We start from the raw sequence: 18653 nt of genomic DNA, 5'->3' as shown, positions 1-18653 counted from the left end.
ACATCACTGTAGGCGCAGCGTGCCGCAGCGCCTACAGAGTTATTTGGGCGACGTTAAACCCTGTGGGAGCGAGCCTGCTCGCGAAGAGGCCCGATCAGACGCCGACGAGCTCAGCACCTTTAATCGTCTGACTACGTTGCCCCGAAGCCCCCACCGGCACCTCCCCCTTGAGCGTCACCCGGCGCACGATGCGGTCCTGAGTGCCGTAATCATCAATCGCATAGTGCTGGGTCGAACGGTTATCCCAGATTGCCACGTCACCCGCCTTCCAGCGCCAGCGCACAGTATTTTCCTGACGAATCACATGGCTCTGCAACAGGCCGAACAGGTGTGCCGAATCAGCCTGCGAATAGCCCTTGATGCGCTTGACGAAATGCCCCAGCAGCAAGCTCTTTTCGCCACTGATCGGATGCACGCGCACCACCGGGTGCTCGGTCTCGTAGACCGTCGAGGTGAAGACCTTGCGATAGCGCTCGAGCTTTTCCGCCGAGACGTCCGGCTTGGCCCCGGCGTAGTCGTATTCATTGCTGTGCACGGCGACCAGTTTGTCCGCCAACTCGCGCAGCTCCGTCGGCAGTTCGTTGTACGCGGTCGCGGTGTTGGCCCACAGGGTGTCACCACCGAAGGCCGGGGCCACCACCGAGCGCAGGATCGAGGCTTTCGGGTAGGCGTCGACGAAGGTCACGTCGGTGTGCCAGGAGTTGGCGCGCTGGCCCTCGGCACCGTCCAGTTCCAGCAGATAACGTGTGCCCTCACGCACCGGCACGGTCGGATGCGCCACGGGTTCACCGAGCAGATGCGCGAAGGCTTCCTGACGCTGATCGTCGAGTTGAGTCTGCTCGCGGAAGAACACGACCTTGTACTGGATCAGCGCCTGCTGGATGGCTTCGACCGTGGCGGCGTCCAGTTCACCGGACAGGTGCACACCACGAATCTCGGCGCCGATACGACCGGCCACCGGATGGATTTCCAGCGCGTGGACAGCGGGTTTTACAGCGAGTGCGGCATTGCTCATGGGTAGACCCTCATCGACTGCTTGCGGTTGGACGGCAGCGAAACATCGCTCTATCTATATTCCATTTACATCTAATAGATATTCAAATGCTTCGTTGACGGAATAAGAGCTTGCATTTAAAACCTCAAGCAACCCTCGTCGCAAATGCCTTCGAGCTATTTTTAGGATGCCGGAAAAGCATATGGATCTTCGCCAGTTGCGTTACTTCATCGCCCTCAACGAACACCGCAGTTTTGTCCGCGCGGCGGACGCGATGGGCATCACCCAGCCGGCATTCAGCCGCAGCATTCAAGGGCTGGAGCAAGAGTTCGGCTGCGTGCTGGTGGATCGTGGCAACAAGGATCTGCGCCCCACGCCCGAGGGCCAGGTGGTGCTGCAACACGCCCTGACCCTGGTCCAGGGCGCGGCGCTGCTCAGTGCCGAGGTGACGCAGATGACCAAGCTCGATGCCGGTGAAGTGCACTTCGGTTGCGGCCCGGCGCCAGCGGTGAAACTGGTGCCGGATGCGGTAGCGCAATTCATCAACGCGCACCCGAAAGTGCGCACCTGTTTTCAGGTGGATAACTGGGAAAAACTCAGCCGTGCGCTGAGCCGCGAGGAGATCGAATTCTTCATCGCTGACATTCGCCATTTCGAGGCCGATCCGAACTTTCAGACCCAGGCGCTGACGCCCAAGCGCGGGGTGTTTTTCTGCCGCCCGGGGCACCCGTTGCTGGCCAAGGAAAGCCTCTCGACCAACGACATGTTCGACTACCCGCTGGCGACCACACTGATCCCGCCGGGGATCCGCAAACTGCTGGCGAACCTCAGTGGCCGGATCGATTTTTCGCCGACCATCGAAACCGAGCATTTCCCGGCGCTGGTGAAGGTCGTGCTGCAATCGAATGCGATTGGCGTGGGCACGGAAGAGGCGTTCGTCGAGGACATTGCCCAGGGTTCGCTGGCGCTGCTGCACTGGCGCAACCTGCCGCAGAATCTGGAGAGCATGAACGCGCGCTGCGGGATTGTCAGTCGTACCGGATTCAGGCTGTCGCCGGCAGCGCGGGCGATGATCGAGACGTTGGTGGCGGTGGATAAACAGGAAGTCAGCATGGTCGTTTGAAGATCAAAAGATCGCAGCCTTCGGCAGCGCCTACATCGATCTATGCAGGCGCTGCCGAAGGCTGCGATCTTTTGCTTTTAAAGCTTGGCCGCGGCCAGCTCAGGCGCCACCCAATCGCTGACCTTGAACGGCTTGCGAATCAGCTTCTGCTGCGCCGCCAGGTCCACCGAGTCCTGCAATTTGCCGAGGAACACCGGGTCCAGCGTCGACGGGAACACTTCGCTGAGTTTCTGATCCTGCAGGTCCTGCGACAGGATCACCGGTGGATAACTCGCCAGCCCCGACACCAGTTGCACGTAAGCGTCCTTGTTGCTGTCCTGGGTCAACCACTCCACCGCCTGCTGCTGCGTCTTGAGCAGTTTCGCCACGACCTCCGGATGCCCGTCGACAAACTTGCCGGCGCCCACCAACACCGACTGCACGCTGCCGGCGCCGCCCAGATCCTTGGTGTTCAGCGGCAATTCCGCCAGCCCCTTGGCTTTCAGCGCCGTCAGCCCTGAACTGCCCCACGACGCGTCGATCTGTTTGGCCGCCAGTGCCGCGACCGCGCCGCTGAAATCGAGGTTGATCACCTTCAGATCCTTCTCGCTCAAACCCTGGCTGGCCAGCGCCGCGTCAAACGACAACTGCGTGGCGGTGCCACGGAAGATCGCCACGCGCTTGCCCTTGAGGTCCTGCAAGGTCTTGATCCCCGAGCCCGGCACCACGCCCAGATACTGCTTCACCCCGCGCGCACTGGCGCTGAGCAAACGCGTGTCGAGGCCATTGGACTTGCCGATGATCGCCGCCAGATCGCCCAGATACGCCAGATCGACCTGACCGTTGGCAAACGCTTCATTGATCACCGGCCCGGCGCCTTTGAAGAAGCTCCATTGAATCTTGATGCCCTGATCAGCGAAGGCCTTTTCGAAGATCTGCCGATCCCGCAGCACGTCCACCACACCGCCACCGCTGTGCTGGGTGCCAGCGCTCAGGTCTGGCACAGCGATCCTGATGTCCTTGAGTTCGTCAGCGTGCGCGGTAAAGGCCAGCAGCCCCGCCAGCGCCGGGATGGTCAACAGGCTGAAGACACGTTTGAAGGGAAAGTTCATGGGTACGGCTCCTTGATCACGACAGGCGTTGAGGAGCCGAAAGTAGGCCGAAGCGTGACCTTCACTTAAATACTATAAATGCACATTTTTATAGCTTTTAACGCTAAACAAGCAACGGCGCGGCTTGCAGCGGCATATGCATTAACAGCATCGAAAATATTCTTCGAATGCATTGGATGCGCGTCGGGCTGGAGGCCTTAAATGGCGCTGCTTATCTCCAAATCTAATTTTTAGCACAGCGCTTATAACTTATTGTTTTTAGCTAATGCCGCTAAAGATCGCAGCCTTCGGCCGCTCCTATCGAGTGAATTCACGGACGCATCCCCCTGTAGGAGCTGCCGAAGGCTGCGATCTTTTGATCTTGATCCCGATCCAACCCGACAACGGAGGTCACTCATGGCCCGTGATTCCCTGCTCAGCCTGCCGCTGCCCGCGCCGCCACTCAAAAGTCGACGGGCGTGGCCAAGCCTGAACCAACGCCTGTTGCCCTGGCTGTTGCCGATCAGCCTGTTTGCCCTGTGGTGGCTGGCTGCGCGCAATCAATGGATGAGCGAACAGATCCTGCCGGCGCCATCGCTGGTGTGGAACAGCGCTGTCGAGTTGTCCCAGGGTGAGTTGTGGAGTCACCTGTGGATCAGCCTGCAACGCCTGCTCTGGGGTTTGCTGGCAGGAATATCCGCTGGCGCAGTTCTGGGTGCCACGCTGGGTTTCAGCCGACGGCTCGAACGGCTGATCTTTCCAACGTTCGCCGGTCTCGCACAAGTGCCGACACTGGCGTGGATTCCGCTGTTCATGGTGTTTTTCGGCATCGGCGAAGTGCTGAAACTGGTGGTGCTGATCAAGGCCATCGTGGTCCCGGTGACCCTGCACACGCTGGTCGGCGTCCGTGATGCGCAACCGAAACTGCGCGAGGCCGCCGCCGTATTGCGCCTGCCGCCCTACTTGCTGATCCGCCGCCTGGTGCTGCCCGCCGCGCTTCCGGCGTTCATGGCCGGCGTGCGCCTGGCCCTGGCCGCAGGCTGGACTTCGTTGCTGGCGGTGGAGTTGCTGGCGTCCAGCGAAGGCATCGGTTACCTGATGGTCTGGGCGCGACAGCTGTTCATGCTCGACATCGTGTTTGTGTGCATCGTGGTCATCGGCCTGCTCGGCGTGGCGATGGATCGCGGCATCGGCTTGCTCGACCGCAAACTGGTGCACTGGCCGCACCCGGCCACCGCAGAAATCCGCCGTGGCCTGCGTTATGAAGGCTGGCAACGTCTGCAACCATGGCTGTTGCCGTTGGGCCTGCTCGGCGTCTGGCAAGTGGCGAGCGATCAGCAGTGGATCGACGCGAACATCCTGGTCAGCCCGCTGGCGGTGCTGGAAACGACCACGAACGGTCTGCTCGACGGCACGTTGATCAGCGGCATGGCCTTGAGCCTCGGCCGCACTGTGGGCGGCTTGTTGCTCGGTGGCGGACTCGGTTTCGCCCTCGGCCTGCTGCTGGGCCTGTCGCGCACCAGCGAACGGCTGCTCGGCCCGACCCTCGCAGCACTGCGGCAGATTGCGATTTTTGCCTGGGTGCCGCTGCTCACCGCGTGGTTCGGATTGGGTGAATTGTCGAAGTGGGTATTCGTCGCCCTCGCCGCGTTCTTCCCACTGTTCATCGCCACCCAACGCAGCGTCGCAAACCTCTCGCCACAACTCAATGAAGCCGCGCAAGTGCTGCGCCTGAGCCTCGGCCAACGCCTGCGTCGCCTGGTGCTGCCGGGGGCGGCACCGGGGATTTTTGCCGGGCTGCGCCTGAGCCTGATCTACGCCTGGCTCGGCACCATCGGCGCCGAATACTTCATGCCGTCCAACGGCGGCATCGGCAGCCAGATGATCGGCGCGCAACAGCTGCTGCGCATGGACCTGATCATGGCCGGGATGCTGTTGGTCGGCCTCACCGGCGCCCTGCTCAACCTCATCGGCCAACGCCTGGAAATTCGCGCCACTCGCTGGAGACACGCATGAACGCACCGATTGTCAGCTTCACCCACGTAGGCAAATCCTTCGACGTCGACGGTTTCGAACTGGAGGCGATTCGCGAATTCAACCTGGACATCGCCGAGGGCGAATTCGTCGCCATCGTCGGCTCCAGCGGCTGTGGCAAATCCACCTTGCTGCGCTTGCTGGTGGGCCTCGACACGCATTTTCGCGGGCAGATTACGGTGGACGGCAAAGCCGTCAGCGGCATCGGCGGCGAGCGCGGCATCGTGTTTCAGGAGCACCGCTTGTTTCCGTGGCTGACGGTGGCCGACAACATCGGCCTGGGCCTGGTCAACGAGCCACTGAGCGCCGCCGAAAAGCAGCAACGCATCAACGATTTCATCGAACTGGTCGGCCTGCGCGACTTCACCCGCGCCTATCCACACCAGCTCTCCGGCGGCATGGCGCAGCGCGTGGCGATTGCTCGCGGCCTCGTCGCCAGTCCGCGCATTCTGCTGCTCGACGAACCCTTCGGCGCGCTCGACGCACTGACCCGTCAACAAATGCAGGACGAGCTGCTGGCGATTCGTGACCGGGCGAAAATCACCACGATTCTGGTCACCCACGACGTCGAGGAAGCGATCTTTCTGGCCGACCGTGTGGTGGTGATGGAGCCACGTCCGGGACGAATCAAGCAGGTGGTCGACATTGCGCTACCGCATCCGCGCCAGCGCAGCAGTTTCGACTTCCATCAGTTGCGTGAAGAGCTGCTGCACGAGTTGACCAGTGACGACCATTACCAACCGAGCGTACCGGTGCAGATCCGCGATCTGCCGTTGTCGTTCATTGCCTGCTGAGAGGAGCTGTATCGATGCCGCAACGTCCCAACTTTCTGGTGATTCTGGCCGACGATCTCGGCTTCTCCGACCTCGGCGCCTTTGGTGGTGAAATCGCCACGCCGAACCTTGATGCACTCGCTAATAACGGCTTGCGCCTGACTGATTTCCACACCGCGCCAACCTGTTCGCCCACCCGTTCGATGTTGTTGACCGGCACCGATCACCACATCGCCGGCATCGGCACCATGGCAGAAACCCTGACCCCGGAACTGATCGGCAAACCGGGTTACGAGGGCTACTTGAATGATCGCGTGGTCGCCCTGCCCGAACTGCTGCGCGAGGCCGGTTACCAGACGTTGATGAGCGGCAAATGGCACCTGGGCCTGAAGGCCGAACAGGCGCCGCAGGCCCGTGGTTTCGAGCGTTCGTTCTCGTTGCTGCCGGGGGCAGCCAACCACTACGGTTTCGAGCCGACCTACGATGAACACACCCCGGGCCTGCTGAAATCGACCCCGGCGCTGTACATCGAAGACGACACATTCCTCGACGAATTGCCCAAGGATTTTTACTCGTCCGACGCCTTCGGCGACAAGCTGCTGCAGTACCTCAAGGAGCGCGACCAGAGCCGGCCGTTCTTCGCCTATCTGCCCTTCTCCGCACCGCACTGGCCGTTGCAGGCGCCGGCTGACATCGTCGAAAAATACCGTGGGCGCTACGACGCCGGTCCCGAAGTATTGCGCCTGGAGCGTCTGGAAAAACTCAAGGCGCTGGGCCTGATCGAGGCGGACGTCGAACCGCACCCGCTGATCCAGCTGAGCGCCCAATGGGACGCGCTGAGCGCTGAACAAAAGCAGATTTCCGCGCGGGCGATGGAGGTCTATGCGGCGATGGTTGAACGCATGGACTGGAACATCGGCCGGGTGGTCGATTACCTGCGTCAGCAAGGGCAACTCGACAATACCTTCATCCTGTTCATGTCCGACAACGGTGCCGAGGGTGCGCTGCTCGAAGCGTTCCCGAAATTTGGCCCAGAGCTGATGACCTATCTGAACCAGCACTACGACAACAGCCTGGACAACATTGGCCGGGCCAATTCCTACGTCTGGTACGGGCCCAACTGGGCGCAGGTGGCGACCGCGCCATCACGGCTGTTCAAGGCCTTTACCACCGAGGGCGGGATTCGTGTGCCGGCGCTGCTTCACTACTCGCAATTGCCGATCAAAGGGCAGATCAGCCATGGTTTTGGCACGGTGATGGACATCACCCCGACCATCCTCGATCTGGCCGGCGTGCGCCACCCGGGCAAGCAATGGCACGGCAAACCGGTGGCGCCGCTGCGCGGTAAATCATGGCTGGGCTTCTTGTCTGGCGAGACGGCGCAGGTGCATGACGAACACACCGTCACTGGTTGGGAGTTGTTCGGGCGGCGGGCGATTCGCCAAGGGTCGTGGAAAGCGGTGTGGATCCCCGGGCCGGTGGGGCCGGCGACCTGGCAGCTTTATGATCTGGCGAGTGATCCGGGGGAGATTCATGATCTGGCGTTGAGTCGGCCTGACAAGCTCAGCGCGTTGATCGGTCACTGGCAGAAATATGTGGAGGAGACCGGGGTGATTCTCAGTGCTTCGCCGTTTCAGCCGGATTGAGGTTGCCTGACAAACCGCTTTCGCGAGCAGGCTCACTCCCACAGTTGGAATGCGTCCCCCTGTAGGAGTGAGCCTGCTCGCAATGAGGTCCTTTGCAACAACAGATCAAGCCCGGGCAGTACGCACCTCTTCCTGCACCACCTCATCCTTGCGAACAAACCGGTTCGCCCGCCCAAACGTGCCGAAATCATTGAATCGCACGCCCATCTCGCGCATCACCTTGTGCGCCACCGGCACGGTCATCTGGCGAATGTAGAACGGCTCTTTCACCACGAAATGGTGAATCCCGTGGCTGCTGCCGAAGTTGAAGCAGAACGCCTGCAACGGCCACAACCACCACGGGTTCAGTACCTGGCATTGCTGCAGCACATTGCCGGGCTCGACGTCACCGTAGTAATGCATGTTCGAACTGATGAAGTGCAGGCAAAACGTGCGCAGCACGTTCGGGCCGATGATCACCACCGCCGCGATGTCGATCACCTGCATGACCGACAGCGTGGTCGCCGACCATTCAATCGGCGAACCCATGAGGTAGGCGATGCCATTCGCCGCATGAAAGCCGAGAAACACGTACCACGCCCCCCAATGCACCAGCGCCAGCGGCGCGTAGACCTTCAGGCTACGTTTGATAATGCTGACTTTGTGCGCCCAGGTTTTCGCCCGCAGCATACGGATGAACGCCGACATCACGTTGTCACCGACCATCAACAGCCGCGCAAAGCCCCACGGCTCGCCGTTGGTGATCGCGCGCTCTTCCATGTCGGTTTCGGTGCCGGAGACCTTGTGATGGTTGAGGTGCAGATGCCGACGGATCCACGGGTTGATCGTGCTCGGCCGCGCCAGCCACACCAGTCCCATCATCAAGTTGTGCGGCACGCGCTGCTTGCGGAAATACATGCTGTGGATCAGGTCGTGCTCCAGCTCATGGGTCAACGAGGCGAAAAACGCGTTGAGCAGCAGGCACACCCACCATGCCATGTGACCGCTGATGTACAGCGCCGCCGAGCCGATCATCCCGGCCAACGCGAACGCCAGGATTCCCGCGCCCAGCGCATCCTGATGCTGGAGAATCGGATAGCGCTCACGCAGTTCGACGCCTTTGGCCAGCACCACTTCGCGAATATGCGCTGATCGCTGAGCAGCATTGTGTCGCTGGGGACTTGCAGAAGTACGGTCCATGCTTCCATCCTCTGGTTATCGATGCTCGCATCCTGCCCTGTGCGGTTGCAGAACACGCTAGCCGAGCACGCCAACCTGTTGACCGGAAGCGCCAATCAGCATGAAGGAACCGACCTCCCTCGCCAGTTGGACCCGTGCCTTGCGCAAACAACTCGATGCGCTGGGTCTGGACAGCATTGCCCTGTGCGAACAGGCCGGCCTCGATCCGCAGCTGATGGACGACCCGAACGCGCGCTATCCGCTGTCCGGCACCACGCGCCTGTGGGAATTGGCGGTGCAGGCCAGCGGCGATCCAGCGATCGGTCTGCGGGTGTCGCGCTTCGTCAGCCCGACCACGTTTCACGCGCTCGGTTATGCGCTGGTGGCCAGCGGCAGCCTGCGTGAGGTGTTCGAGCGCATCGTGCGTTATCACCCGGTGGTCAGCGATGCGCTGGAGCTGGAACTGAGCCAGGGCGACGACCGTTATCTGTTCCGTCTGAAGACTCCGCCAGGCAATCCGGCGCCGGCCTTCGAAGCCATTGATGCGTTCACCGCGATCTATGTGCGCACCTGCCGCAATCGCCTGGGCCGCGACTACGCGCCGCTGGCGGTGTATCTGCGCCGTCCGGAGCCGGTCGACGCGCACCAGTGGCACAAGGTGTTCCGCGCCCCGGTGCATTTCTCCTGCGCCGAAGATCGCCTGGAGTTCGCTCTCGCCGACTTCGACAGCCACCTCGACGACGCCAACCCGGAACTGGCCGAACACAACGAAGCGGTGCTCAAGCGCACCCTGGCCCAGCTCAAACCGCTGACCTGGGAGCGCAAGGTACGCGACGCCATCGAAGAGCAACTGCCCGAAGGCGAACCCAGCGCCGAACGCATCGCCCAAGCGTTGCACCTGAGCCTGCGCAGCCTGCAACGGCATCTGGCGGATGAAGGCTGTCGCTTCGACACGCTGCTCAACGAGAGCCGCGAAAACCTCGCGCTGCTGCACCTGCGTGATCCGCAGTGTTCGTTGAGTGAGGTCAGTTATCTGCTGGGGTTTGCCGACACCAGCAGCTTCAGCCGGGCGTTCAAACGCTGGACCGGGATGACGCCGGGGCAGTTTCGCGATCAGTTGCGCTGATCCAGAATCAGGTTGTCTGATCTGACGCCATCGCGAGCAGGCTCACTCCTACAGGGGGAACGCATTCCAATTGTAGGAGTGAGCCTGCTCGCGATAGCGCCCTTTAATTCAACGCAAAACCCAGCTCAAAAACGCTGCCGTCAGCATCACTGCTCACCCGCACCCGCCCGCCATGCAATTGCATGATCGACTGCACAATCGCCAGCCCCAACCCACCGGAATCCCCAGGCTCAGCCCGCGAAGGATCGACCCGATAGAAGCGATCGAACAATTTGCCCAAATGCTGCGGCGCAATGGCCGGGCCGTGGTTGTGGACCTGCAACCAGCACACGCCGGGCTCATCCCGGCGCCGCAGGCTGATCAATGTGCCTGCATCCGCATGCCGCACCGCATTGGCCAACAGGTTGCCAAGGGCGCGCTGCAGCAGTTGCTGATCGGCGAACAGTTCGCCGTGCAACTGGTTTTCCAGGCGCAACTCGCGGTCATCCGCCAAGGCTTCAAAGTAATCGCAGAGCTCGCTGCCAACGTTGTGCAGATCCAGCGTGCGCCGGTCGAGCGCCCGCTCCGCCTGTTCGGCGCGGGCGAGGAACATCAGGTTCTCGGCCATGCGCTTGAGGCGTTCGAATTCTTCCATGTTCGACGCCAGCAGCTCCTGATATTCAGCGGTGCTGCGCGGGTGATTCAGCGCCTGACCGTTGCTCGCCAGCAGGGTGTGCAGAGGCGTGCGGATCTCGTGCGCAAGGTCGGCGGAAAACTGCGACAGCCGCTGCACGCTATCGTCCAGGCGCGCGAGCATGCCGTTGAGCGCCTGCACCGGTTCGAGCAACTCTGCTGGCGTACCGCTCGCCGGCAACCGTTGATCGAGGCTGCGCAGGTCGATCCCGCGCACCGCTTCGCTCAGTTGTCGCAACGGTTGCAGACCACGGCGCAGCAGCACCAGGCCCAGCGCGAACGCGAGCAACGCGCCGAGCCCGACCGCCAGATAGAGGCGCAAGCGATAACTGCCGAGCATCTGCTCGCGCTCACTGAGCACCTTGCCGGCGATCACCGTCAGCGGCTCACCGTTCGGGCCCTGAGCCTCACCGGACAGCAACGCCAGCTCGGCACCGTCCGGCGCTTGCCAGGTCAGCACGTCGTGGCGCTGCGGCGTCTGCTCGCGGGGGATCGCCTTCAGCGCCGGCAATTCACGCTGGCGAGGGTTGATGCCGATGACGCTTGATCCGTCGGCGCGCCGCACCAGCAGCAGGCTGTCGAGGTTACCAAGCATGTTCTGGTACAACCGTGGCCGCGCCTGCAAGGCATCGAGGCTATCGCTGTCAGCGAGCAATGCGCGCACCTGTTCCAGGCGACCGAGCAGCGCCAGGTCATCGCGGTAAGCGATCTCCGACGCGAGCGAGCGGTAGAGGAACACGCCAATCGCACTGAGCACCAACGCGCAGACCACGGCGAACGCCAGCGCCAGACGCCAGGCGATCGACCTAGCGCGCATCGTCGGGCGCTTCCAGCTGATAGCCGACGCCGCGCACGGTGTGGATCAGTTTCGGCATGTACGGATCATCGACCTTGGCCCGCAAGCGACGCACCGCCACTTCGACCATGTTGGTGTCGCTGTCGAAATTCAGGTTCCACACCTGCGAGGCGATCAGCGTGCGCGACAACACTTCGCCCTGACGGCTGGCGAGCAGTTGCAGCAGGGCAAACTCCTTGTTGGTCAGGGCAATGCGCTGGCCGCCGCGACTGACCCGACGCCGTAGCACATCAATCTCAAGGTCGGCGATGCTATAGGACTCGGCCTCGCGCATCGGCCCGCGCCGCAGCAGCGTGCGCACCCGCGCGAGCAATTCGGCGAACGCGAAGGGTTTGAGCAAGTAATCGTCGGCGCCCAGTTCGAGGCCGCGCACACGGTCTTCGATGGCATCCTTGGCGGTCAGGAACAGGACCGGCGTGGCGCCGCGCTGGCGGATCAGTTGCAGCAGTTGCCAGCCGTTGAGGCCCGGCAGCATCACATCGAGGATGATCAGGTCGTACGCCTGCTGCTCGATGAAATAGCGCCCGTCGAGGCCATTGAGTGCCACGTCCACGGCGAAACCCGATTCGCCCAGCCCTTTGGCCAGGAAGTTCGCGGTTTTGGCTTCATCTTCTACGACCAGCAAACGCATGGCACACCTCGATTGATCAGGCACACAGGCTAGGCGCCTTCGGCCCGGTTGCCCATTACAAACTTGTAATCCGACTGACGAGGTTCTGACGAGGAGCGCCGGCTAACGTGGCGACCTTCGCTTTCGGAGACTGTTCATGACCCCCAACTACCTCGTTGCGAGCTTCGCCATCGGTCTGAGCGCCAGCGCTGTCGCCAGTCCTGACCTGCCGCGTCACCCGTTCCCGATAAGGAAACTCACCATGACCACCCTGCGCATGACCTTCGCAGCATTCGGCCTAAGCGCCTGTTCAAGCCTGGCGCTGGCCGCCGGCAACCCGCTGAGCGTGCACGTGCTCAATCTGGAAAACGGCCTGCCGTCCCCCGGAATCAACGTGACCCTGGAAAAACACGTCGGTCAGAACTGGCAGCCACTGGCTCAGGGCACCACCAACGAACAGGGGCGCATCGCCGAACTGTTCCCGGCCAGACAGCCTTTCGAAGCGGGCGAGTATCGGGTGGTGTTCAAGACTGGCGAGTACTTCGAAAAGAACAAACGCGAGACGTTTTTCCCGGAGATTCCGGTGATCTTTGAAGTGAAGCAGACTGACCAGCACTACCACATCCCGTTGCTGCTCAGCCCTTATGGCTTCTCGACCTATCGTGGTTCGTAGCCACCACACAAATCCTCTGTAGGAGTGAGCCTGCTCGCGATAATGGTGTGTCAGTCGCCTCTGGTTTTCCTGATACACCGTTATCGCGAGCAGGCTCACTCCTACAATGGATCGGTGTGAATTTCAGAGAGTGGTCAGCGCCCGCAATCGCGCGGCATCAAGGATTTCGATCTCACCGTACCCCAGCCCGATAATCCCCTGCCCCTGCAGATCCTTGAGGATCTGGTTGGCGGTCTGCCGCGACAGCGACAGCATCGACGCCAGCTGTTCCTGCGGCAACTGCAGCACACGGCGTGGCGAGTCGAGTTCGCCGTAGCCTTCGGCGATCAGCAGCAGACGATGAGCCAGGCGTGCCGGGGCCGGGAGCAAACTGAGCTGTTCGAGGTTGATGAAGGTCAGGCGCAATTTCTGGCTCATCAGCAGCGCCAGATGTCGCCAGTACAGCGGCTGTTCATCAAGCAGTTTGAGCAGGGTGTGCTGCGGGATATTCAGCAACGTGCACGGCCCGACGGCGTAGGCGTCATGGGTGCGCGGCTGGCCGTCGAACAGGCAGATTTCGCCGAACCAGTGCGGCGCTTCCACCAGGCTCAGCAGCGCCTCCTTGCCCTGCTCGCTTACCGCACCGATACGGATCGCGCCGTCGAGCACCGCGTACAACCCGCACGGCGCATCACCGCGCTGGAACAAGCGCTGCCCCGCCGTCAGCCGCCGCTCACGGGCCGCCGCCAGCAGACTATCCTGAAAGGATACCGGCAGATGACTGAACCATTGCCCGGTCATCAGCTTTGAACGCTTATCCATGAACACTCCCAATTGTCGCCTGCCTGACAGAGCGAACGCCGAACCCGGGGCATGCTGCACTCACCCTACAGGAGGAACAACAATGAAAAGCCTCGTCGATCATTTGAGTCAATACGCCGCGTACCACCGTGACCCGCGCAACATCGCCAGCCACTTTATCGGCATTCCGCTGATCGTGGTGGCGGTGGCCGTTTTATTGTCGCGACCAGAGTGGTCACTGGGCGGCTTGTGGCTATCGCCGGCGGTGTTGCTGGCATTGGCCTCGGCGTGGTTTTACCTGCGCCTGGAAGTGAAGCTTGGCATTGTGATGACGGTGCTGATGGGACTGTCGGTCTGGGCCGGGCATGCGCTGGCGCAGCAGAGCACCATGGTCTGGCTCGGCAGCGGCCTGGCGATGTTCGTGATCGGCTGGGTGATCCAGTTTGTCGGGCACCACTATGAAGGGCGCAAACCGGCGTTTGTCGATGATGTAAGCGGGTTGATTGTCGGGCCGTTGTTTGTGGTGGCGGAGCTGGCCTTCATGCTCGGGATGCGGCATGAGTTGAAAGAGCAGATCGAGGCGCGGGCGGGGGTCGTGCGGGTCAATCCGAATGGCAAAGCGGCGGCTTAGGCCGCTTTAAAAGATCGCAGCCTGCGGCAGCTCCGACATTGGAATGCGTTTCCCCTGTAGGAGCAGGCTGCGATCTTTTGATCTTAAAGGCTGGCGACTTTCTGCCAGACCTTCGGTTTGAAGAACAGCGTTTCACCCTTGGCCAGACCAATCAGGCTGTCGTGATCCTTCACCACTTCGGCCTCAATCAGATCCGTCTGCCCTTCCACCTTCAAAGTCACCCGCGTGGTCGCGCCCAACGGGCGGATATCGCGCACTTCAGCGGCGTGGTGATCTTCCAGCTCATGCCTGGACAGTGACACTTCGTGCGGGCGGAACAGCACGTGGTTGTCGTCGCTGAGCAGCAGACGGTTCGAGTCGCCGAGGAAGTGATAGACGAAATCGCTGGCCGGGTTTTCGTAGACGTCGCCCGGTGAGCCGATCTGCTCGATCACGCCCTTGTTCATCACCACGATACGGTCGGCGACTTCCATCGCTTCTTCCTGGTCGTGGGTCACGAACACCGAGGTCAGGTTGATGTCTTCGTGCAGGCGCGCGAGCCAGCGGCGCAGCTCTTTGCGCACCTTGGCGTCGAGGGCGCCGAACGGCTCATCGAGCAACAGCACTTTCGGCTCCACCGCCAAGGCCCGGGCCAGGGCGATGCGCTGACGCTGGCCGCCGGACAATTGCTCCGGGTAGCGATCCGACAGCCAGTCCAGTTGCACCATGTTCAGCAGTTCATGAACCTTGGTCGCGATCTGGCTTTCGCTCGGGCGCTGGTTTTTCGGTTTCATGCGCAGGCCGAACGCGACGTTGTCAAACACCGTCATGTGGCGAAACAGTGCGTAGTGCTGGAACACGAAACCGACGTTGCGATCACGCACATCATGGCCGGAGACGTCTTCACCGTGAAAGACGATGTTGCCCTGATCCGGGGTTTCCAGCCCGGCGATGATCCGCAGCAGCGTGGTCTTGCCGCAACCGGACGGGCCGAGCAGCGCCACCAGTTCACCGCTCTGGATGTCCAGACTGATGTTGTCCAGCGCCTTGAACGCATTGAAATTCTTGCTGACGTTACGCACTTCGATCGACATGAATTATTCCTCCGCGGCGCTGGCGCGCAGGCGGTTGATACGGTTTTCGCTCCACTGCTTGAGCAGCAGGATGAAGAGCGCCAGGATCAGCAACAGGCTCGCCACGGCGAACGCGGCCACGTGGTTGTATTCGTTGTAGAGGATCTCGACGTGCAGCGGCAAGGTGTTAGTCACCCCGCGAATGTGCCCGGAAACCACCGACACCGCACCGAACTCGCCCATGGCCCGCGCGGTACACAGCACCACGCCATAGATCAGGCCCCATTTGATGTTGGGGACGGTGACGTGCCAGAACATCTGCCAGCCGTTGGCGCCGAGCAGCCGCGCGGCCTCCTCTTCCTGAGTGCCTTGTTCCTGCATCAGCGGGATCAGCTCACGGGCCACGAACGGTACGGTGACGAAGATCGTCGCCAGCACGATGCCCGGCAGGGCGAAGACGATCTGAATGTCATGATCCTGCAGCCACGGCCCGAATAGGCCCTGGGCGCCGAACATCAACACGTAGACTAAACCTGCGATCACCGGCGACACCGAGAACGGCAGGTCGATCAGCGTCACCAGCATGCTCTTGCCACGGAACGAGTACTTGCTCACGCACCACGCGGCACTGACCCCGAACACCAGGTTCAGCGGCACCGAAATCAGTACCGCGATCACCGTGAGTTTCAGCGCCGACAGCGCGTCCGGTTCAAAAATCGCGGTGAAGAACGCCCCGAGGCCGTTCTTCAGACCCTGAGACACCACGATGAACAACGGCAGCAGCAGAAACAGGAAAAAGACCAGCCAGCCAAGACCGATCAAAACTCTGCGCGATGTGGCACTGCCACGGCGCGCGGCGTTGGCCGAAGAGGCGGCCGCAATAGACGATTGGGACATGGTTCGCGCCTCCTTATGGGGTTTCGATGCGCCGCTGCAGCAAATTGATCAGCAGCAACAGGACGAAGGAAACCACCAGCATCAGCACGCCGATAGAAGTGGCGCCGGTGTAATCGTATTGGTCGAGTTTGACCATGATCAGCAGCGGCAGGATCTCGGTTTTCATCGGCATGTTGCCGGCAATGAAAATCACCGAACCGTACTCGCCGACACCACGGGCAAACGCCAGGGCGAAACCCGTCAGCCAGGCGGGCAACAGCGCCGGCAGCAGGATATGGCGGAACACCTGCAACGGTTTCGCACCGAGACAGGCGGCGGCTTCTTCGACTTCACGCGGGATGTCGGCCAGCACTGGCTGCACCGTGCGCACCACGAACGGCAGGGTCACGAAAGTCAGCGCGAGGGTGATGCCCAACGGCGTGTAGGCGATCTTGAAACCGAGGTCGGCGGCGAACTGCCCGACCAGACCGGTCGGGGTGTATAGCGCAGTCAAGGCGATACCGGCTACAGCCGTCGGCAGAGCGAACGGCAGATCGATCATTGCGTCGATCACCTTGCGCCCCGGGAAGGTGTAGCGCACCAGCACCCACGCCAGCAGCGTACCGATGATGCCGTTGATGATCGCCGCGCACAGGGCGGTGCCGAAGCTCAGCTTCAAGGCAGCCAACACCCGCGGCGCGGTAATGATCGTCCAGAACTGATCCCAGGTGAGTTGGGCGGCGTGGACGAACATCGCCGCCAGCGGGATGAGCACAATCAGGCTGAGGTACACCAAGGTGTAACCCAGCGTCAGCCCGAAGCCGGGTATGACGGGGGAGATACGACGCGACATAAAAGTCCCTGGTTAAAAAGCATTCCGCTGAACGCACCAATGTGGGAGCGAGCTTGCTCGCGAAGAAGGAGTATCAGCCAACTCTACGTCGTCTGACACTCCGCTTTCGCGAGCAAGCTCGCTCCCACATTTTCCGCGCCTGGCTTCAGGCTTAGTGTGTGGCTGAAGTCAGATTACTGCGCCTGATAGATCTGGTCGAACACGCCACCGTCGTTGAAGAATTTCGGCTGCGCGGATTTCCAGCCGCCGAAGTCCTTGTCGATGGTCACCAGTTCCAGTTTCGGGAACTGCTGGGCGTACTTCGCCGCCACGTCCTTGTCACGCGGGCGGTAGAAGTTCTTCGCGGCGATCTCTTGACCGGCCGGGCTGTACAGGTGCTTGAGATAGGCTTCGGCGATCTGCTCGTTGCCCTTCTTCTCGGCGTTCTTGTCGACCACGGCCACCGGCGGTTCGGCAAGAATCGACAGCGACGGCACGACGATGTCGAACTTGTCGGCGCCGCCGTCCTCTTTCAGCGCCAGAAACGCTTCGTTTTCCCAGGCCAGCAACACGTCACCCTGACCGTTGTTGACGAAGGTGATGGTCGAGCCACGGGCGCCGGTGTCCAGTACCGGAACGTGCTTGAACAGGGTCTGCACGTAGGCCTTGGCCTTGGCTTCGTCACCGCCGTTGGCTTTCAGGCCGTAGGCCCACGCGGCGAGGAAGTTCCAGCGTGCACCGCCGGAGGTTTTCGGGTTCGGGGTGATCACCGAGACGTCGTTCTTGACCAGGTCGCCCCAGTCCTTGATGCCTTTCGGGTTGCCCTTGCGCACCAGAAACACGATGGTCGAGGTGTACGGGGTGCTGGCGTCCGGCAGACGCTTCTGCCAGTCGGCCGGCAGGGTCTTGCCAAGCTTGGCGATTTCGTCGATGTCGCCGGCCAGCGCCAGGGTCACGACATCGGCACGCAGACCGTCGATCACCGCGCGGCCCTGCTTGCCCGAACCGCCGTGGGACTGCTGGATTTTCACGGTGTCGCCGGCATGATCCTGCTGCCAGAACTTGATGAATTCGGCGTTGTAGTCCTGATACAGCTCACGGGTCGGGTCGTACGACACGTTGAGCAGCTCGTAATCCTTGGCAACCGCGGAACCGGCAAACACAGCGCTGGCCAGGGCGGCCAAAGCGTAACGGCGAATCGACGACATGGTGAAAGCTCCTGGAATTCTGGGTGATGGCTTTTTCTTATGAATATCTGGAATCGGGTTTGCCGGCGAAAGATCGCAGCCTCCGACAGCTCCTGCACACAGCCCCCTGTAGGAGCTGCCGCAGGCTGCGATTTTTTGATCTTCAGCTCAGCCCGGTTTGTTGCCCGGCTGCTGCAAACGGAATTTCTCTTTGCGTTCGATCTGCACGACCTGGGCGTTGTGCACAGTGATCTCCACCGCGCCAAACCGCAGATCGCGCAGCGCGCTCTGGATTTCACGCAAGATGGTGGTTTCGTCCTGACCGTCAACGCTGCGAAGGGATGCGCTCATGGTGCTGCTCCTTTGAATGGGATATGCCTGGCAGTGGGCGGCACTGCGTTCGGCGTGGGAGCAATATAAGAGAGGCGCAGATATTCTTAAAAAGACTATTTGAGAATGTTTATATAACTAGAAAACATTATGTGGCCGGGCAAGGGTTTGCGCGCATTTCGGGCAACAGATAACCCATGGCGAGGGGGCTTGCCCCCGTTCGGCTGCGA

General features: G+C 61.5%; 18 protein-coding genes. 7 read left to right on the top strand and 11 right to left on the bottom strand.

Annotated features, from left to right (window positions below):
• Positions 1–94: 94 nt before the first annotated feature.
• On the bottom strand, positions 95–1015 hold the full coding sequence (locus KKQ10_RS11385; RefSeq protein ID WP_127648479.1) for a TauD/TfdA dioxygenase family protein: 921 nt from the start codon (positions 1013–1015) through the stop codon (positions 95–97).
• 181 nt (positions 1016–1196) lie between these two features.
• On the opposite strand from KKQ10_RS11385, the gene KKQ10_RS11380 reads away from it, so the two are divergent.
• Complete coding sequence (locus tag KKQ10_RS11380; RefSeq protein WP_215501150.1) at positions 1197–2117, top strand: LysR family transcriptional regulator; 921 nt, start codon at positions 1197–1199, stop codon at positions 2115–2117.
• 77 nt (positions 2118–2194) lie between these two features.
• Here the strand turns inward: KKQ10_RS11380 and KKQ10_RS11375 are convergent, their stop codons facing one another.
• Positions 2195–3208: an ABC transporter substrate-binding protein gene (locus tag KKQ10_RS11375; RefSeq protein ID WP_215501149.1), complete on the bottom strand. Its 1014-nt coding sequence runs from the start codon at positions 3206–3208 to the stop codon at positions 2195–2197.
• A gap of 396 nt (positions 3209–3604) precedes the next feature.
• Between KKQ10_RS11375 and KKQ10_RS11370 the strand changes: the two genes are divergently transcribed.
• The 3 genes from KKQ10_RS11370 to KKQ10_RS11360 are packed head-to-tail and all read left to right on the top strand — an operon-like array spanning position 3605 to position 7640.
• A complete protein-coding gene (locus tag KKQ10_RS11370; RefSeq protein WP_215501148.1) occupies positions 3605–5203 on the top strand; it encodes an ABC transporter permease in 1599 nt (532 codons plus the stop codon).
• Positions 5200–6015: an ABC transporter ATP-binding protein gene (locus tag KKQ10_RS11365; RefSeq protein WP_215501147.1), complete on the top strand. Its 816-nt coding sequence runs from the start codon at positions 5200–5202 to the stop codon at positions 6013–6015. Before KKQ10_RS11370 ends, KKQ10_RS11365 begins: the two co-directional genes overlap by 4 nt.
• A gap of 14 nt (positions 6016–6029) precedes the next feature.
• Entirely contained in the window at positions 6030–7640 is a 1611-nt protein-coding gene (locus KKQ10_RS11360) for an arylsulfatase (protein WP_215501146.1), read from the top strand.
• A 105-nt stretch (positions 7641–7745) separates the two neighbouring features.
• On the opposite strand, the gene KKQ10_RS11355 is transcribed toward KKQ10_RS11360, so the two are convergent.
• On the bottom strand, positions 7746–8819 hold the full coding sequence (locus tag KKQ10_RS11355; protein ID WP_215501145.1) for a fatty acid desaturase: 1074 nt from the start codon (positions 8817–8819) through the stop codon (positions 7746–7748).
• 100 nt (positions 8820–8919) lie between these two features.
• Here KKQ10_RS11355 and KKQ10_RS11350 point away from each other — a divergent pair, with 100 nt between their 5' ends.
• Entirely contained in the window at positions 8920–9924 is a 1005-nt protein-coding gene (locus KKQ10_RS11350; protein WP_215501144.1) for an AraC family transcriptional regulator, read from the top strand.
• 103 nt (positions 9925–10027) lie between these two features.
• Here KKQ10_RS11350 and KKQ10_RS11345 read toward each other — a convergent pair whose 3' ends face one another.
• Together KKQ10_RS11345 and KKQ10_RS11340 are read right to left on the bottom strand one after the other, a co-directional pair.
• Positions 10028–11413, bottom strand: a complete 1386-nt coding sequence (locus KKQ10_RS11345) for a heavy metal sensor histidine kinase (protein WP_215501143.1) — start codon at positions 11411–11413, stop codon at positions 10028–10030.
• Complete coding sequence (locus KKQ10_RS11340; RefSeq protein ID WP_215501142.1) at positions 11403–12083, bottom strand: heavy metal response regulator transcription factor; 681 nt, start codon at positions 12081–12083, stop codon at positions 11403–11405. The genes KKQ10_RS11345 and KKQ10_RS11340 overlap by 11 nt, the downstream gene beginning before the upstream one ends.
• Before the next feature lie 241 nt (positions 12084–12324).
• On the opposite strand from KKQ10_RS11340, the gene uraH reads away from it, so the two are divergent.
• Entirely contained in the window at positions 12325–12735 is a 411-nt protein-coding gene (gene uraH / locus KKQ10_RS11335; protein ID WP_215501403.1) for a hydroxyisourate hydrolase, read from the top strand.
• A gap of 123 nt (positions 12736–12858) precedes the next feature.
• Here uraH and KKQ10_RS11330 read toward each other — a convergent pair whose 3' ends face one another.
• Positions 12859–13536, bottom strand: coding sequence for a Crp/Fnr family transcriptional regulator (locus KKQ10_RS11330; protein WP_215501141.1), 678 nt, complete (start codon positions 13534–13536; stop codon positions 12859–12861).
• An 82-nt stretch (positions 13537–13618) separates the two neighbouring features.
• Here KKQ10_RS11330 and KKQ10_RS11325 point away from each other — a divergent pair, with 82 nt between their 5' ends.
• Positions 13619–14146: an Mpo1 family 2-hydroxy fatty acid dioxygenase gene (locus KKQ10_RS11325; RefSeq protein WP_215501140.1), complete on the top strand. Its 528-nt coding sequence runs from the start codon at positions 13619–13621 to the stop codon at positions 14144–14146.
• Positions 14147–14229: 83 nt separating this feature from the next.
• Here KKQ10_RS11325 and KKQ10_RS11320 read toward each other — a convergent pair whose 3' ends face one another.
• From KKQ10_RS11320 to oscA, 5 genes are all read right to left on the bottom strand, one after another.
• Complete coding sequence (locus tag KKQ10_RS11320; RefSeq protein ID WP_041071059.1) at positions 14230–15219, bottom strand: sulfate/molybdate ABC transporter ATP-binding protein; 990 nt, start codon at positions 15217–15219, stop codon at positions 14230–14232.
• Between the two features lie 3 nt (positions 15220–15222).
• Positions 15223–16095: a sulfate ABC transporter permease subunit CysW gene (cysW, locus tag KKQ10_RS11315; RefSeq protein ID WP_215501139.1), complete on the bottom strand. Its 873-nt coding sequence runs from the start codon at positions 16093–16095 to the stop codon at positions 15223–15225.
• A 13-nt stretch (positions 16096–16108) separates the two neighbouring features.
• A complete protein-coding gene (gene cysT, locus KKQ10_RS11310) occupies positions 16109–16927 on the bottom strand; it encodes a sulfate ABC transporter permease subunit CysT (RefSeq protein WP_027611147.1) in 819 nt (272 codons plus the stop codon).
• Between the two features lie 173 nt (positions 16928–17100).
• Positions 17101–18114, bottom strand: coding sequence for a sulfate ABC transporter substrate-binding protein (locus KKQ10_RS11305; protein ID WP_127648464.1), 1014 nt, complete (start codon positions 18112–18114; stop codon positions 17101–17103).
• Positions 18115–18261: 147 nt separating this feature from the next.
• Complete coding sequence (gene oscA / locus KKQ10_RS11300) at positions 18262–18444, bottom strand: sulfur starvation response protein OscA (protein WP_127648463.1); 183 nt, start codon at positions 18442–18444, stop codon at positions 18262–18264.
• Between the last annotated feature and the right edge of the window lie 209 nt (positions 18445–18653).

This window comes from Pseudomonas sp. MG-9 (assembly GCF_018729515.1).
Lineage (GTDB): Bacteria > Pseudomonadota > Gammaproteobacteria > Pseudomonadales > Pseudomonadaceae > Aquipseudomonas > Aquipseudomonas serboccidentalis.
This window is presented reverse-complemented; position numbering and strand designations above follow the sequence as displayed.

Bases quoted from the DNA above. Each gene is read 5' to 3' on its own strand.
- KKQ10_RS11370 (WP_215501148.1), top strand. From the start codon at position 3,605: ATGGCCCGTGATTCCCTGCTCAGCCTGCCGCTGCCCGCGCCGCCACTC.
- oscA (WP_127648463.1), bottom strand. From the start codon at position 18,444: ATGAGCGCATCCCTTCGCAGCGTTGACGGTCAGGACGAAACCACCATC.
- KKQ10_RS11360 (WP_215501146.1), top strand. From the start codon at position 6,030: ATGCCGCAACGTCCCAACTTTCTGGTGATTCTGGCCGACGATCTCGGC.
- KKQ10_RS11365 (WP_215501147.1), top strand. From the start codon at position 5,200: ATGAACGCACCGATTGTCAGCTTCACCCACGTAGGCAAATCCTTCGAC.
- KKQ10_RS11320 (WP_041071059.1), bottom strand. From the start codon at position 15,219: ATGTCGATCGAAGTGCGTAACGTCAGCAAGAATTTCAATGCGTTCAAG.
- KKQ10_RS11350 (WP_215501144.1), top strand. From the start codon at position 8,920: ATGAAGGAACCGACCTCCCTCGCCAGTTGGACCCGTGCCTTGCGCAAA.
- KKQ10_RS11325 (WP_215501140.1), top strand. From the start codon at position 13,619: ATGAAAAGCCTCGTCGATCATTTGAGTCAATACGCCGCGTACCACCGT.
- uraH (WP_215501403.1), top strand. From the start codon at position 12,325: ATGACCACCCTGCGCATGACCTTCGCAGCATTCGGCCTAAGCGCCTGT.
- KKQ10_RS11375 (WP_215501149.1), bottom strand. From the start codon at position 3,208: ATGAACTTTCCCTTCAAACGTGTCTTCAGCCTGTTGACCATCCCGGCG.
- KKQ10_RS11380 (WP_215501150.1), top strand. From the start codon at position 1,197: ATGGATCTTCGCCAGTTGCGTTACTTCATCGCCCTCAACGAACACCGC.
- KKQ10_RS11330 (WP_215501141.1), bottom strand. From the start codon at position 13,536: ATGGATAAGCGTTCAAAGCTGATGACCGGGCAATGGTTCAGTCATCTG.
- KKQ10_RS11355 (WP_215501145.1), bottom strand. From the start codon at position 8,819: ATGGACCGTACTTCTGCAAGTCCCCAGCGACACAATGCTGCTCAGCGA.
- cysT (WP_027611147.1), bottom strand. From the start codon at position 16,927: ATGTCGCGTCGTATCTCCCCCGTCATACCCGGCTTCGGGCTGACGCTG.
- KKQ10_RS11305 (WP_127648464.1), bottom strand. From the start codon at position 18,114: ATGTCGTCGATTCGCCGTTACGCTTTGGCCGCCCTGGCCAGCGCTGTG.
- KKQ10_RS11385 (WP_127648479.1), bottom strand. From the start codon at position 1,015: ATGAGCAATGCCGCACTCGCTGTAAAACCCGCTGTCCACGCGCTGGAA.
- KKQ10_RS11340 (WP_215501142.1), bottom strand. From the start codon at position 12,083: ATGCGTTTGCTGGTCGTAGAAGATGAAGCCAAAACCGCGAACTTCCTG.
- KKQ10_RS11345 (WP_215501143.1), bottom strand. From the start codon at position 11,413: ATGCGCGCTAGGTCGATCGCCTGGCGTCTGGCGCTGGCGTTCGCCGTG.
- cysW (WP_215501139.1), bottom strand. From the start codon at position 16,095: ATGTCCCAATCGTCTATTGCGGCCGCCTCTTCGGCCAACGCCGCGCGC.